The 14517-nt window shown below is 71.5% G+C and carries 9 protein-coding genes; all 9 read left to right on the top strand.

Annotated features, from left to right (window positions below):
• Positions 1-39 precede the first annotated feature (39 nt).
• The 9 genes from AB0G17_RS01140 to AB0G17_RS01100 are packed head-to-tail and all read left to right on the top strand — an operon-like array spanning position 40 to position 14514.
• Positions 40-1368 (top strand): nucleotide sugar dehydrogenase, encoded by a 1329-nt coding sequence (locus AB0G17_RS01140; RefSeq protein WP_361374172.1) that lies wholly within the window; start codon positions 40-42, stop codon positions 1366-1368.
• The gene (locus AB0G17_RS01135) at positions 1358-2638 is read left to right on the top strand and encodes a glycosyltransferase family 4 protein (protein WP_361374170.1); all 1281 of its coding nucleotides are present in this window, start codon (positions 1358-1360) and stop codon (positions 2636-2638) included. Before AB0G17_RS01140 ends, AB0G17_RS01135 begins: the two co-directional genes overlap by 11 nt.
• Positions 2635-4002, top strand: a complete 1368-nt coding sequence (locus tag AB0G17_RS01130; protein ID WP_361374168.1) for a Wzz/FepE/Etk N-terminal domain-containing protein — start codon at positions 2635-2637, stop codon at positions 4000-4002. The genes AB0G17_RS01135 and AB0G17_RS01130 overlap by 4 nt, the downstream gene beginning before the upstream one ends.
• Positions 3999-5528 carry a Wzz/FepE/Etk N-terminal domain-containing protein gene (locus AB0G17_RS01125; protein WP_361374166.1) on the top strand — a complete coding sequence of 510 codons (1530 nt, stop codon included), beginning with the start codon at positions 3999-4001 and terminating at the stop codon, positions 5526-5528. Before AB0G17_RS01130 ends, AB0G17_RS01125 begins: the two co-directional genes overlap by 4 nt.
• 2 nt (positions 5529-5530) lie before the next feature.
• Positions 5531-7459: an asparagine synthase (glutamine-hydrolyzing) gene (gene asnB, locus AB0G17_RS01120; RefSeq protein WP_361374164.1), complete on the top strand. Its 1929-nt coding sequence runs from the start codon at positions 5531-5533 to the stop codon at positions 7457-7459.
• 25 nt (positions 7460-7484) lie between these two features.
• Complete coding sequence (locus AB0G17_RS01115; RefSeq protein ID WP_361374162.1) at positions 7485-9683, top strand: bi-domain-containing oxidoreductase; 2199 nt, start codon at positions 7485-7487, stop codon at positions 9681-9683.
• A complete protein-coding gene (locus AB0G17_RS01110) occupies positions 9680-11662 on the top strand; it encodes an alginate lyase family protein (protein ID WP_361374160.1) in 1983 nt (660 codons plus the stop codon). Before AB0G17_RS01115 ends, AB0G17_RS01110 begins: the two co-directional genes overlap by 4 nt.
• 16 nt (positions 11663-11678) lie before the next feature.
• Entirely contained in the window at positions 11679-13214 is a 1536-nt protein-coding gene (locus AB0G17_RS01105) for a right-handed parallel beta-helix repeat-containing protein (protein WP_361374158.1), read from the top strand.
• A 1-nt stretch (position 13215) separates the two neighbouring features.
• Positions 13216-14514 (top strand): O-antigen ligase domain-containing protein, encoded by a 1299-nt coding sequence (locus AB0G17_RS01100; RefSeq protein ID WP_361374156.1) that lies wholly within the window; start codon positions 13216-13218, stop codon positions 14512-14514.
• The last annotated feature ends 3 nt before the right edge of the window (positions 14515-14517 follow it).

The raw sequence follows: 14517 nt of genomic DNA, 5'->3' as shown, positions 1-14517 counted from the left end.
CGCAGGCCGACAGGGCTTGTCTGGGGGGAGGAACGGATCATGAGAGTCAGCGTTTTCGGGCTCGGCTACGTGGGCTGCGTGTCGGCCGCGTGCCTGGCCAGCATGGGGCACGAGGTCATCGGGGTGGACGTGAACCAGGTGAAGGTCGACCTGGTCAACGACGGCAAGGCCCCGGTGGTCGAGGAGCGGATCGGCGAGCTCACCGCCGAGGTCGTACGCAGTGGAGCGCTGCGCGCCACCGTCGACGTCCGTGAGGCGATCATGGGAAGCGAGGTGTCGCTGGTCTGCGTGGGCACGCCGTCGGAGCCCAACGGCAGCCTGTGCACGACGTACTTGGAGCGGGTGACCGAGCAGATCGGCGTCGCGCTGGCCGAGCGGGGCGGGCGGCACACCGTCGTGTTCCGCAGCACCATGCTCCCGGGCACCTGCCTGAACCTGCTGGTGCCGATCCTGGAGAAGTACGTCGGCGGCACGGCCGGGGTGGGCTGGGCTGCTGAGGTGGGGGTTGCGGTCAACCCGGAGTTCCTGCGGGAGGGCACGAGCGTGCGGGACTTCTTCGACCCGCCCAAGACCGTCATCGGCGAGCTCGACCCGGCAAGCGGCGACGCGGTGACGGCGCTGTACGACGGCCTGCCCGGCGAGGTGTTCCGGGTGCCGGTCCCGACGGCCGAGGCGATCAAATACGCGGACAACGCGTTCCACGGCCTCAAGATCGGCTTCGCGAACGAGCTGGGTGCGGTGTGCCAGGCGCTCGGGGTGGACTCGCACCAGGTGATGGACGTGTTCCTGGCCGACCGCAAGCTGAACATCAGCCCCGCCTATCTGCGGCCCGGCTTCGCCTTCGGGGGCTCCTGCCTGCCCAAGGACCTGCGCAGCCTGGTCCACGCGGCGCGGCGGGCCGACGTCTCGGTGCCCATCCTCGCCCACGTGCTGCCCTCCAACTCCGACCATCTGCAGCGCGCGGTGGAGCTGGTCGAGCGCACCGGCAAGCGCCGGGTGGGCCTGTTCGGGCTGTCCTTCAAACCCGGCACCGACGACCTCCGCGAGAGCCCGCTCGTCGAGCTGGCGGAGAGGCTCTTCGGCAAGGGGTACGACCTGCGGATCCACGACGCCAACGTGAGCCTCTCCCGGCTGATCGGCGCGAATCGCGAGTACATCGAGAGCCGGCTGCCGCACCTCGCGCAGCTGCTCGCGGACTCCGTCGACGAGGTGCTCGAACACGCCGAGGTGTGCCTGGTCGGAACCAGGGATCCGGCCGTGCTGGCGGCGCTGCCCCACGGTGACGGACCGGTGATCGTCGACCTCATCCACCTTCCCGACGCCGAGGCGCGCCGGACCGAACCGGGGTACGTGGGCCTTGCTTGGTGACACATCGTTCGATGGCACAGCCAGCGGCGGCCGGCCGGACCGGCGCGCGCTGATCCTGGTGGAGAACCTGTCGGTGCCGTTCGACCGGCGGGTGTGGCAGGAGTGCACGACGCTGCGCGACGCGGGCTGGAAGGTGCACGTCATCTGCCCCCGGGGGACCAAGCGGGACACGGAGGCCGAGGCGGAGATCGACGGGGTGCGGATCCACCGCTACCCGTTGCGCGCGGCCACCGGAGGGCCGGCCGGCTACCTGCGGGAGTACGGATCGGCGTTGTGGCATACGGCCCGGCTGGCCCGCAAGGTCGGCCCGGTCGACGTGGTCCACGCCTGCAACCCGCCCGACCTGCTGTTCCTGCCCGCACTGTTGCTGAAGCGGCGCGGCGCGCGGTTCGTCTTCGACCAGCACGACCTGGTGCCCGAGCTGTACCTCTCCCGGTTCGACCGCGGCGAGGACCTGCTCTACCGCGCCGTGTGCGCGCTGGAACGGCTGACCTACCGGGCCGCGGACGTCGTGCTCGCCACGAACGAGAGCTACCGGGACGTCGCGGTGCGCCGTGGCGGCCGGCGGCCGGAGGACGTCTTCGTGGTGCGCAGCGCGCCCCAGATCGACCGGTTCCAACCCGTACCGGCCGAGCCGGAGTTGATGCGCGGCAAGCCTCATCTGCTGTGCTACCTCGGCGTCATGGGCCCTCAGGACGGCGTCGACTACGCCTTGCGGGCCCTCGCGAAGCTGCGCGACGAGCTCGGGCGGACCGACTGGCACGCGGTGTTCGTCGGCTCCGGTGACGCCTTCGACGCGATGGTGGAGCTGTCCCGGCGGCTCGGGCTCAGTGAGCAGGTCCAGTTCACCGGGCGCATCCCGGATGCCGACCTGGTGCGCTACCTGTCCACCGCGGACGTCTGCCTCTCCCCCGACCCGCGTAACCCGCTCAACGACGTGTCGACCATGAACAAGGTCCTGGAGTACATGGCGATGGGCCGACCGATCGTCTCGTTCGACCTCCGGGAGGCGCGAGTCTCCGCCGGTGACGCCGCCCTCTACGCACGCGCCAACGACGAGGCCGAATTCGCCAAGTTCATCGCGCTGCTCCTTGACGATCCGGAGAAGCGGGCCCGGATGGGCAAGATCGGCCAGGAGCGGATCAGCGGGCAGCTCTCCTGGCGGAACTCGCAGGCGTCGCTGCTCGCGGCCTACGCCGTTGCCTGCCGTGACCGCTCTCCGATGTCGGCGGGCGACCCCGTCCGTACAGGCAGGAGGCCGCGCCGTTGAGCGATGACACGATACGCCTGGTCACGGTCGGGCGGATGCTCCGCCGGCGCTGGCGGCTTCTCACCGTCCTCACCGTGGTGGGCGCGCTCGTCGGCTACGGCACCTCGATGCTGTTCCCCCCGCGGTACACGACATCGGCATCGGTACTGCTGCCGGGGCAGTGGGAGGAGCGCGAACTGCTCACTCAGGCGGAGATCGCGGCCAGTTCGGCGGTGGTCGACCGCGCGGCCGCCACACTCGGCTGGAAGGGCGTCAGCGGCGGCGAGCTGCGGCATCGGGTGAGCGCCAAGGCCGCCGACGGGAACATCATCAAGATCTCGGGTACGGCCGACACCCCGGAGCGCGCCCAGCGGCTAGCCGACCAAGTGGCCCAGCAGTTCCTCACGTTCGCCGCGCGGATCGCGGGCGACAACTCCGACCCCGACGCGGCCACGGGACCCGAGGCGCTGCGGCAGAAGGTGGAGCAGACCAACCGCCGCATCACCGAGCTGGCCAATGCGGCGGATCCGGGGCAGACCGTGGAGGGCGTGCAAGCCCGCACCGAACTGGAGAAGCTGCGCACCGCGCTGCAGGAGGCCATGAAGAAGCTGGACCAGGCCAACCCCGCGACCAACAAGGCCGGCATGGTCGTGATGGGGCCGGCCGCCCGGCCGACCGGCGAGGCACCACCGACGAGGACGCAGCTCGTCGTCGCCGGGGCGCTGCTGTTCTTCCTGCTCACGGTCGTCGGCCATCTCGCCGCCGCACGGATGAATCGCCGGCTGCGCACGGAACCGGAGATCGCCGCGGCCCTGGGCTCGGCACTCCTCGGCACCGTCGACGTACCTGGTGAACGGCACCCCGGCCGAGCCCAGGGCGGTGGCGCGCGGGCCTGGATCCGTCGGCTGCTGGGCGTCGACAGCCGGTGGGACCTGCCGACCCCGCGGACCTCCGGCGACGAGGCCGGCAGACGGATCCGCTACCGACGGGTGTGCGAACGGCTGCGGGACCAACTGCCCGCCCCCCGGCGGCTGCTGGTCGTCGTACCGGACGGCGACGAGATCGCCCACCGGGCCGCCGAGCAGCTCGTCGCCGAGGCCAAGAGCGGTCCGCTGCTGCGGCTGGTGGGAGTTTCGGTGTCCCAGCCGATGTTGCCGGACCGCGACACCGAGTCCGGCGCCCTGGTCGTGCTCAGCGCGGGCAGCTGGACCGCGGAGGAGCTCGCCGGCATCGCCGAGGCATGTGCGGACGCACGGCACGAGGTCGTCGGCACCGTCGTCGCCGGCACCGTCCGGGCCCGCCCGACGCGGAGTGCCGGCCATCCTCCGGACAGCGCCACTCCGGCGCTCGCGGTTCGCGGCCACGCTGGGGGAGGTTCTGTGTGACGACGAGCAACACTTCGGAGTCGTCGGCCACCACTCCGCTCCTTGACCTGCAGGCGCTCGTGGTGGCGGTGCGCAGGCGCCGCCGCCTCTGGTGCACCGTAGCGCTGCTGGGGCTACTGCTCGGCGCGGCGGTGGCGGTCCTGCTGCCGCCGCCTCCGACCGCGGTGACCAAGGTGCTGGTCACGCATCAGGAGGACCAGCCGAACGACCCCGGAACACTGATCCGCACCGACGTCGCGCTCCTGCAGACCACGCGGATCGCCGACACGGCCCTGCAGTCCCTCAAGTCCCCGGAACGCCCGGAAGACTTCATGCGCGACTACCGGGGCACCGGCTTGACCAACAACCTGCTGCAGATCACCGTGACAGGCGACAGCGACGCGGAAGCGGTGGCCCGGGCCAAGGCGCTGGCCGACGCGTTCGTCGCGGACCATGTGAGCCGGATGCAGGAGGCCGCGAAGGCCGAGGCCAAGGCCCTGCTCGACCAGCGTGACCGCATGCGCACCGAGCTCGCCCAGGTCAACAAGGCGATCGGGGACCGGTCCCCGGGAAGCGACCCGAAAGCGTCGGCGAGCATCGAGTCGCTCTTCGCCCGCCGGGCCGAGCTCAATTCACGGATCGCCGATTTCGACCAACGCGCCGCCGAAGCACGCACCGGCACGCCCAAACTCGTCGCCGGCACGCAGATCGTGGACGCCCCGCGCGCGATGCCGCACTCCCTGCCCAAGGCCGCTGTCACCAACGCCGCCATCGGGTTCGTCCTCGGGCTCGTCCTCGGGCTCGCGGTGGCCGCGGTCGGCACGGTGGTGGCGGACCGCCCCGTGCTGCGCCGGGAGATCGCGGCGAACCTGGGCGCCTCGGTCATCGCGGAGTTGCGCCGCGCGCCCCGCCGGCCGGCCGGGCCGTGGCAGCGCCGAAGGACCCGGGCGGCACGGACAAGACTCACCGCGACCCTGGCCCGCACCGTGCGCGGCTCCGCGGAACCGGTGTCGCTGCTGGAACTGGGCTGTGCGCGCAGCACGAGCACGATCGCCCTGGACCTCGCCGCGGCACTGGCACCGGACGGTCCAGTGGTGATCGTCGACGGTCTGCCCGGCCCGGACCTCGCCAACAGCCGCCAGGAGCCAGGAGGCCCGACCGTGGTCAGCGGCGAGCAGGCCGCGGCCTTGCCGCATCCGGTGCGCCGACTCGGCGTCGGCTCGGTCGCGCCCGGCACGGCGTGGACCGACCTCCAGTACCTCGGTAGCCAGACCGTGCTCGTCGTGCGTGCCGGGCACGGCAGCGTCGCATGGCTGCACACCGTGGCGCGGCAACTCGCGGACCAGCGCATTCCGGTGATCGGCGTGGTGCTGATCGACCCCGATCCGCGTGATCGGACCGACGGCACGCTGTGGGACGGGCTGCACACCGCGCTGCGCGGCCACAACGAACGGCTGGCCCGGCAGTACGGGACGGGCCGGCGGCGGACGGAGCGACCGTCGATGCCGGCCGCACGGGTCCCGGACAGCGACCAGGAGGCACGGTAGACATGTGTGGCATCGCAGGCACGTACCAATGGCCGGACGGGAAGGCCGTGACCGACCGGCTCACCGACACCCTCGCCCACCGCGGCCCGGACGGGGCGGGCCGCTACAGCCACCCCGCCGGTGACGGCGAAGTGCACCTGGGGCACCGCCGGCTGGCCATCATCGACCTGTCCGAGACCGGCGCCCAGCCGATGGTCTCGGGCGGCCTCGCCCTGACGTACAACGGCGAGCTGTACAACGCTCCCGAACTCCGTGCCGAGCTGGCAGCCACCGGGGCGCGCTTCCGGGGTACCTCCGACACCGAGGTGCTGCTTGAGGCCTGGCGGCGTTGGGGCACGGACTGCCTGCCCCGGCTGCGCGGCATGTTCGCGTTCGCGATCTTCGACGAGCGAACCGGTGACCTGGTGCTCGCCCGCGACCAGCTCGGCATCAAGCCGCTGTTCCTGCTGCGGCGCGGTGCGGGCCTGGTGTTCGCCTCCGAGCTCAAGGCCCTCGCCGCCGTGACCGGCGGGTCGCTGCGGGTGGACCCTGCGGCGCTGGTGGCCTCGCTGCTGTACTACTGGGTGCCGGACTCGCGCTGCGCGTTCCGCGAGGCGGAGAAGCTGCCGCCGGGGAGCTGGCTGCGGTGCCGGCCCGACGGCCGGGTGGAGCGCGGCCGGTACTGGAACCTGAAGGACGTCGCCGCCGAGGGCCGGGAGCGGGCCCGGGCCGGCGAGCAGCCGGACGTGGCCGCCGTCGTCGAGGAGTCGACTCGGCGCCACCTGCTCTCCGACGTACCCGTGGCGACCTTCCTCTCCGGCGGTCTCGACTCCAGCTACCTGACCGCGCTGGCGGCCCGCGACCGACCCGGGATCTCCGCTTACACGATCGGGTTCCGCGCCGAGGACGCCAGGTTCGAGGCGATGCCGGACGACCTGCGCTACGCCCGGCAGGTGGCCGAGCGGTTCGGCGTGGACCTGCACGAGATCGAGATCGCCCCGAACGTGCTCGACCTGCTGCCGCAGATGACGTACAGCCTTGACGAGCCGATCGGCGACCCCGCCGCGATCAACACCTTCCTGATCTGCGAGGCCGCGCGGGAGGCCGGGGTCAAGGTGATGCTCTCGGGGATGGGTGCCGACGAGCTGTTCGCCGGTTATCGCAAGCACCTGGCCAACCTGCTCGCGCTGCGCTACCAGCGCGTGCCCCGGCCTCTGCGGCGCGGCCTGTCGAGGGCCGTGGACCGGCTGCCGGTCGCGACGGCCCGCCGGGGGTACCGGTCGGTGCGCTTCGCCAAGCGGTTCCTCTCCTTCGCCGATCTGCCGGAGGAGACCGCGTTCCGGCGCAGCTACACCATGTACGACCAGGACGAGCTGCTCGCCCTTGTCGATCCGGACTTGGCCGGGACGGTCGAGGACGTGCTGACCGAGCACGCGGACATCTACCAGGACAACGACCTCGACGACTTCGTCAACCGCATGTGCCTGGGCGACGCCCGGATGTTCCTGCCGGGCCTGAACCTCGCCTACACGGACCGCTCCAGCATGGCCGCGTCGACCGAGGTGCGGGTGCCGTACGTGGATATCGAGGTGGTCAAGGCGGCGTTCGCCGTGCCCGGCGATCGCAAGATCGTCGGACGGCAGGGCAAGGCCGTCCTCAAGGAGGCGGCCACCTCGATCCTGCCCCGGGAGATCGTGTACCGGCCCAAGGGCCTGTTCAGTGCCCCGCTGCGCGCCTGGATGAGCCGGGATCTGGCACCGCTGGTGCGCGAGGTGGTCAACGACGGTGTGCTCGTCAGTTCCGGGTTCCTGCGCCGCGACGCGCTGGCGCGCATGGTCGCCGAGGACGCCGCCGGGCAGCGGGACTTCTCCAAGCATCTGTGGCATGTGCTGACGCTCGAGTACTGGTATCGCGGCGCGACCTCTGGCTCCGGCCAGAGCCAAGCGGCCTGACAGCGTTGAAACAAGAGGAGCTCGGGTGAAACAGGTTGTTCAGAACTACAAGAGCGGCGAGCTGGCGGTGCTCGACGTGCCGGCGCCGGGGTGCAAGCCGGGCGGAGTGCTGGTCCGCACCGCCTACTCGCTGATATCCACCGGAACCGAGCTCATGAAGGTGTCCGAGGCCGGCATGTCGATGCTGGGCAAGGCCCGCTCCCGGCCGGACCAGGTGGCCAAGGTCATGCAGAGCGTGGCCACCAACGGGGTGCCCGCCACCTACCGCAAGGTGATGGGCAAGCTGGACTCGTACACGCCGCTGGGCTACTCGCTGTGCGGGGTGGTCGAGCAGGTCGGCGCCGGGATCGACGATGTGGCGGTCGGTGACGTCGTGGCCTGCGCGGGCAATGAACACGCGTTGCACGCCGAGCTGAACTGGGTGCCGAAGAACCTCTACGCCCGGGTGCCCGACGGTCTCGCGCCGCGGCACGCGGCCTTCGGCACCGTCGGGTCGATCGCGTTGCAGGGCGTTCGCCGGGGCGAACCGCAGCTCGGCGACGTGGCACTCGTCATCGGCCTCGGGCTGATCGGTCAGCTGGTCGTGCAGCTCCTCGCCGCCTCGGGAGTCCGCGTCGTCGGGGCCGATCCCGACCCGGTGCGCTGCGAGCTCGCCGAGCGCCTGGGCGCGGCGGCCTGCGGCGATCCCGCGTCCGCGGCCGTGGAAGCCGCCGTCGCCGAACTCACCGGCGGTCACGGCGTGGACCAGGTGTACCTGGCCGCCGGCGGCGCCACCAACCAGCCCGTCGAGCTGGCCGCCCGGTTGAGCAGGGACCGCGGCCGCGTCGTCGACATCGGCAAGTGCCGTCTGGACCTGCCGTGGAACGCGTACTACGAGAAGGAGCTCGACGTCCGGTTCTCCCGCAGTTACGGCCCCGGGCGCTACGACCCGGAGTACGAGCTGGAGGGCCGGGACTACCCCATCGGCTACGTGCGCTGGACCGAGCGCCGCAACCTGGCGTGCTTCCTCGATCTCGTCGCCCGCGGCAGCGTCGACGTGGAGCCCCTGGTCTCCCACATCGCCGACTTCGACGACGCAGTCGAGACGTACCAGCGCCTGAAGGACGGCGAGTTGAAGGCCGTGGCCGTGCTGTTCCGGTATCCGGACCAGGTGGAGGACGCGGGGGAAGCGGCGGCCCCGGTGGTGGCCGTGCCCGCGGTGAAGCGACCCGGCGGTGGAGTGTCCACGCCGGGCCGGACCGCCAAGTCACCGGTGCGCCTCGCCTTCGTCGGTGCGGGAAACTACGCGACGTCGATGCTGCTGCCGCACCTGGCACAGCGCGACGGTGTCGAGCTGTCGACAGTCGTCACCACGACGGCGCTGTCAGCGGCCAACGCGCAGCGCAAGTTCGGTTTCGCCGAGGCGACCACCGATCTCGACGCCGTGCTCGGTGACAAGTCCATCGACGCGGTGTTCGTGGTCACCCGCCACAGCTCGCACGCCGAACTGACCCGGCAGGCACTGCTGGCCGGCAAGGCCGTGTTCGTGGAGAAGCCCCTGGCCCTCACCGAGGACGAGCTGACCGGCGTACTCGCGGCGGTGGAGGAGTCCGGCAACGACCGGCTGCAAGTGGGCTTCAACCGCCGGTTCGCGCCACTGCTCCAGGAGGCCAGGAAGCGGTTCGGCGCCCGGACCGGCCCGGCGAGCCTGCGCTACCTGGTCAACGCGGGTCGGCTCCAGCACGGCAGCTGGTACCTCCAACAGGGCACCGAGGGCTCGCGGTTCGCCGGCGAGGGCGGGCACTTCATCGACACGGCGAGCTGGCTGCTCGACGCCGCCCCGGCCTCGGTGTACGCGGTCGCCCCCTCCGGCAACGAGGACCTGCAGGTCGTGCTGCGCTACCCGGACGGGTCCACCGCCACCATCAGTTACGTCACCACCGGCGCGCCCGGCTTCCCCAAGGAGACGCTGGACCTCGTCGCGGACGGCAAGGTGCTGCGGCTCGACGACTTCGTCCGTGCCTCTGTTGACGATGCCCGCCGTAAGCGGTGGGTCAGTTCGCGGCTGCCCAAGGCCAGGGACAAGGGCCAGAACGCCGAACTGGCCGCGTTCGTCAGGGCCGTTCGGACCGGCGGGCCGATGCCGGTGCCGCTGGAGTCGCTGGTCGCCACCACGGCGGCCACCCTCGCCGTGCAGGCCGGCCTGGTCACCGGCGTGCCGGTGACGTTGGCGGGGGCGCGATGACGGTGAGCTCGGGGAGCGCGGGCTGGTACCTGCGGCGGCTGTCCCGGATGGGACCGCGGGAGGTCGGCGGCCGGGTGGGCGACGCGGTGCGCAGGCGGCGATGGCGGTCGGCGCGGCCCGACTGCCCGAGCGTGACCAGCGCCCGGTTCTCCGCGGTACTGCCCGCCGGCACGATCGCCGCAATACCTCCGGACGCCGCCAAGCGCGTCATCGCCGAGGCGGACCGGCTGATGGACGGGCACGCAGTGTTCTTCGGGGTGGACCGCGACGACCTGGCCGACCCGGACTGGCGGTACGACCCGAAGACCGGGCGCAGGGCTCCGTCCGGTTACGCCTTCGACGTGCCGTATCGCGACGAGGACGCGGTCGGGGACATCAAGCAGATCTGGGAGCCGTCCCGGCACCAGTACCTCACCGTGCTCGCCGCCGCCTACGCGGTCACCGGGGACGAGCGGTACGCCGAGCGCGTGGCCGAGCACCTACGGTCGTGGTGGGCGGCCAACGCGCCGCTGCGCGGCGTGCACTGGACCAGCGGCATCGAGCTGGGGATCCGGCTGCTGTCCTGGGTGTGGATCCGCCGGTTGCTCGACGGCTGGCCGGGCGCGGCCGACCTGTTCGAGGACAACGCGGTGGCGCGGAACCAGATCTGGCACCACCAGCGCTGGCTGGCCGCCTTCCCCAGCCGGGGATCCTCGGCGAACAACCACGTCATCGCTGAGGCCGCCGGGCAGTTCGCCGCGGCCTGCGCGTTCGGATGGTTCCCCTCCTCGGCGCGTTGGCGAGCCGACGCGCTGCGGTCGCTGGAGCGGCAGCTGCGAAGCAACACCTTCACCTCCGGCCTCAACCGCGAGCTGGCCACCGAGTACCACGGACTGGTGCTGGAGCTCGGCCTGGCAGCCGTGGCCGAGGCGGATGCCGCAGGCAGGCCGGTCCCCGCGTCGGTCCGGCTGGTGCTGCTGCGGATGACCGACGCGCTCGCGGCCGTCGTGGACAACCGGCTGCGGCCGCCGCGCCAGGGGGACGCGGACGACGGGCACGGCCTGGTCGTGGACGGTGCGGGCACCGACCGCTGGGCCTCGCTGCTTGCCACCGGGGACGCCGTGTTCGGCCGGCTCACCTGGTGGCCGGTGGTGACCAGCACCGATGTGCGCACCCCGCTGCTGGCCGCGCTCATCCGGCCGTACGCGACGAAGGGAACCCCACGCCCTCCAAGCCGACCAGGCCACTTCGCCGACGCGGGCATGACCATCCTGCGCGGACCGGCAGGGACGGGAGAGATCTGGTGCCGCTGCGACGGCGGTCCGCACGGGTTCCTGTCCATCGCCGCGCACGCCCACGCCGACGCGCTGTCCGTGGAGGTCCGGCACGACGGGGTCGACGTGCTCGCCGACCCGGGGACGTACTGCTACCACGGGCAGCCCGAGTGGCGGCAATACTTCCGGTCGACCCTCGGCCACAACACCCTGCAACTGGACGGCGGTGACCAGTCCGTCTCCGGCGGCCCGTTCCTGTGGACCCGGCATGCCCGCAGCCGCGTCCTGGTCGCGGACACCTCCGGCACCTGCGACGGGGGGACGGCCCGCTGGTGCGCCGAGCACGACGGCTACCAGGGCTCCGTGCACCGCCGCCGGGTGGAGCTGACGGCCGCGAGCCAGGAGCTGAAGGTGATCGACGAGGTCCGCGGCCAACACAGCCCGCGCCGGGCCGTGCGGTTGGCGTTCCACCTCGGCCCGGCGATCACCGCGGAGCTGGCGGGCAACCGGGCCGTGCTCACCTGGACCCGGGACGGCGAGGACCGCTCCGCGGATCTCGACCTGCCCGGGCAGCTGAGCTGGCGGGCGCATCGCGGCGAGAGTGACCCGCCGCTGGGCTGGTACTCCGCCGGCTTCGGGCGCAAGGAACCCGCCACCACGCTGATCGGCACCGGCGTCGCCGACGGCTCGGAGGGCTTCACGACCGTACTCAGGTTCCACGGCTAGGGAGGAGGGAGGACACGTGGGGATCAAGTGGCGGAACCGGGCGTTGCCGGCAGCACCGCTGGCGCTGGCGCTGCTGGTGGCGACCGGCTGTGAGAGCACGCCGGGCGGCTCGGCAGCGGAGCCGACCACCGCGCCGTCCACGTCCGCGGCCCGATCCGTGGCCCGGGTGTGCGCCAAGCCCGCCGCCGGGCCGGCGAAGGCACCGACGGGCGCGGTGACGGTCGACCCCTCGGTGGTCGGCGACCTGGCCGCGAAGACCAAGAGCAGTCCCGCGCACACCACGTTCTGGCTCCGACCGGGCACACACAGGCTCGATCCGGACCGCTACGCCCAGGTCCTCCCCAAGGAGGGGGACAGCTACCTCGGCGCGCCGGGCGCGGTGCTCGACGGCCACAAGACCAACCAGTACGCGTTCGGCGGCGCCGCCGGCGACGTCACCATCCGCTACTTGGCCGTGCAGGGATTCGTCGCGCCGCAGAACGAGGGCGTGGTCAACCATGATTCGGCCGACGGGTGGGTGATCGAGCACACGACGATCCAGTACAACTCGGGCGCCGGGCTGATGGCCGGAGCCCGCCAGCAGGTCCGCGCCAGTTGCCTGCGCGGCAACGGCCAGTACGGCATGAACGCGTACAAGAACGGCGGCCCCATCAGCGGCCTGGTCGTCGAGGGCAACGAGATCGTGGGCAACAACACCGACGAGTGGGAGCGGCGGAAGCCGGGCTGCGGCTGTACCGGAGGTGTCAAGTTCTGGGCCGTCAACGGCGCCGACGTACGCGGCAACTGGGTGCACGACAACCGCGGAACCGGGTTGTGGGCGGACACCAACAACAACGACTTCCGCATCGAGGACAACGTGCTGGAGGCCAACGACGGTGCCGCGCTGATCTACGAGACCAGCTACAACGCGGTCATCCGGAACAACACGATCCGGCGGAACAACTGGGTCGAGGGCCGCAAGTACGCCGACCGCGGCGACACCTTCCCGTATCCGACCGTCTACCTGTCCGAGTCCGGCGGCGAACCACGGATCCGGGCCCGCACGGACAAGATCGAGATCTACCGGAACGTGCTGGAGAACAACTGGTCCGGAATCACCCTGTGGGAGAACGCCGACCGGTTCTGCAACAGCCCGGCCAACACCTCGTCCGGCGACTGCACATTGCTGGTGCGGCACTCCGACCGCTGCGCGCGGCCGGCGATCGCCGCCGCACCGCTCTACACCGACTGCCGGTGGAAGACCCAGCGGGTGGACATCCACAACAACCGCTTCGCCCTGGACACGTCCGTCGTCGACTGCACCGTCAAGTGCGACCGCATGGCGGTGCTGGCCAACTACGGCACCTATCCGGACTGGTCGCCGTACCAGGGCGAGCAGGTGGCTGAGGCGATCACCCTCAAGCAGCACAACCGCTGGCACGACAACGTCTACATCGGACCATGGAAGTTCATCGCCCACGACCCGAGCCGGGTGCTCGACCTCGGGCAGTGGCAGGGCACGCCGTACCAGCAGGACGCGGGCAGCACCTTCGCGCCACAGGCCGGTGGTTGAGATGGACGGGAACCCGATACCCGGTGGGCTGCCGGGCGGACCGGATACGGCGGGCCTGCGGCCCGGCGCCGAACCGCGCCCTGCCGGCACACCGAGGATCGTCGCCATGGCCTGGGGGCTGCTGGTCCTCAACACGCTCGGCTCCGCCGGGGCGAAGACCATCATCCCGCTCCCCCGCTCCCTCATCCAGCTGGTCACCATGGGCGCGCTGGTCGCCGCGTTCGCGCTGGCGCTCGCACTCAACCTCCGGCTACGCGTCCAGACCAGCGCCTTCTTGTTCCTCCTCACCCTGCTGCTGGTGCCGAGCGTGATCTCCAGTGCGCACCTGGAGTCCGGTTTCGGCGCGCTCTTCCGGTGCGCCCGACTGGCTCTCTTCATCGGCACGCTGTGGCTGCTCAGCCGCTGGTGGGACGGCGGCCCGGCATTCGTCCGCCACCACATCCGGATGTACTTCGCGGTGCTCGGGTCGGTGGCCGCCGGCCTGGTCATCTCACCGGGCGCGGCCCTGCCCGACCTCTACGGCGGGCGGCTCGTCGGCGCGTTGTGGCCGCTCACGCCGCCGCAGATCGGACAGTACGCCGCAGTGATCATCGGGCTCACCGTGCTGCTCGTCCTGGGCCGCCGGACCGACCGGGCCAGCGCGGTGGTGATCATCGTGCCGTCCCTCCTCCTGCTCGCGTTGACCCATACCCGCACGGCCACGCTCGGTCTGTTCATCGGGCTGACGTTGGCGATCGGCTCGCTGTTCCTGACCAGCGCCGCGGCCCGCCGCTTCTTCACCTGGGCGGTTCTGTGCGCCCTGGTGGCCGCGGTGGGGTTCGCCTCCGCGCTACAGGCGTGGTTCCTGCGCGGACAGAGCCAGGAGAACTTCTCCAACCTCACCGGCCGGGCCAAGGTCTGGGACGCCTTGCTGGCCGCGCCCCGTACGACCGCGGAGAAGGTGTTCGGCGTGGGCCTGGGCGACAAGTCGTTCGGCGGGCTGCCGATCGACAACAGCTGGCTGGCCGTCTACAACGAGCAGGGTCTGATCGGCGTCACCCTGGTGGCGGCGATCATCATCGTTCTTGCCGGCGTCGCGTTGCTGCGGCCGCCGTCGCTGTCGAGAGCCTGCGCGATATTCCTCATCAGCTACTGCGCGATCGCGTCGTACACCGAGGCCGGCCTTGGCGACGCCTCGCCGTATCTGCTGCATCTCGCCGTGGCCGCCTCGCTGCTGGCGACACCCGGCGCGGCCACGTCCATCCCGACGCCCGCAGTCCCTCGACGACATCTCCCGCGCTGGGCCAAGGACCGGAGGTGACCT

The organism is Streptomyces sp. NPDC023838 (assembly GCF_040639555.1).
Taxonomy (GTDB): Bacteria; Actinomycetota; Actinomycetes; order Streptomycetales; family Streptomycetaceae; genus Streptomyces.
Note: the sequence above shows the minus strand (reverse complement) of the source record. Positions and strands in the feature narration are given on the sequence as shown.

Excerpts from the sequence above, each read along its gene's own strand:
- AB0G17_RS01140 (WP_361374172.1), top strand. The coding sequence starts at position 40 with ATGAGAGTCAGCGTTTTCGGGCTCGGCTACGTGGGCTGCGTGTCGGCC.
- AB0G17_RS01100 (WP_361374156.1), top strand. The coding sequence starts at position 13,216 with ATGGACGGGAACCCGATACCCGGTGGGCTGCCGGGCGGACCGGATACG.
- AB0G17_RS01110 (WP_361374160.1), top strand. The coding sequence starts at position 9,680 with ATGACGGTGAGCTCGGGGAGCGCGGGCTGGTACCTGCGGCGGCTGTCC.
- asnB (WP_361374164.1), top strand. The coding sequence starts at position 5,531 with ATGTGTGGCATCGCAGGCACGTACCAATGGCCGGACGGGAAGGCCGTG.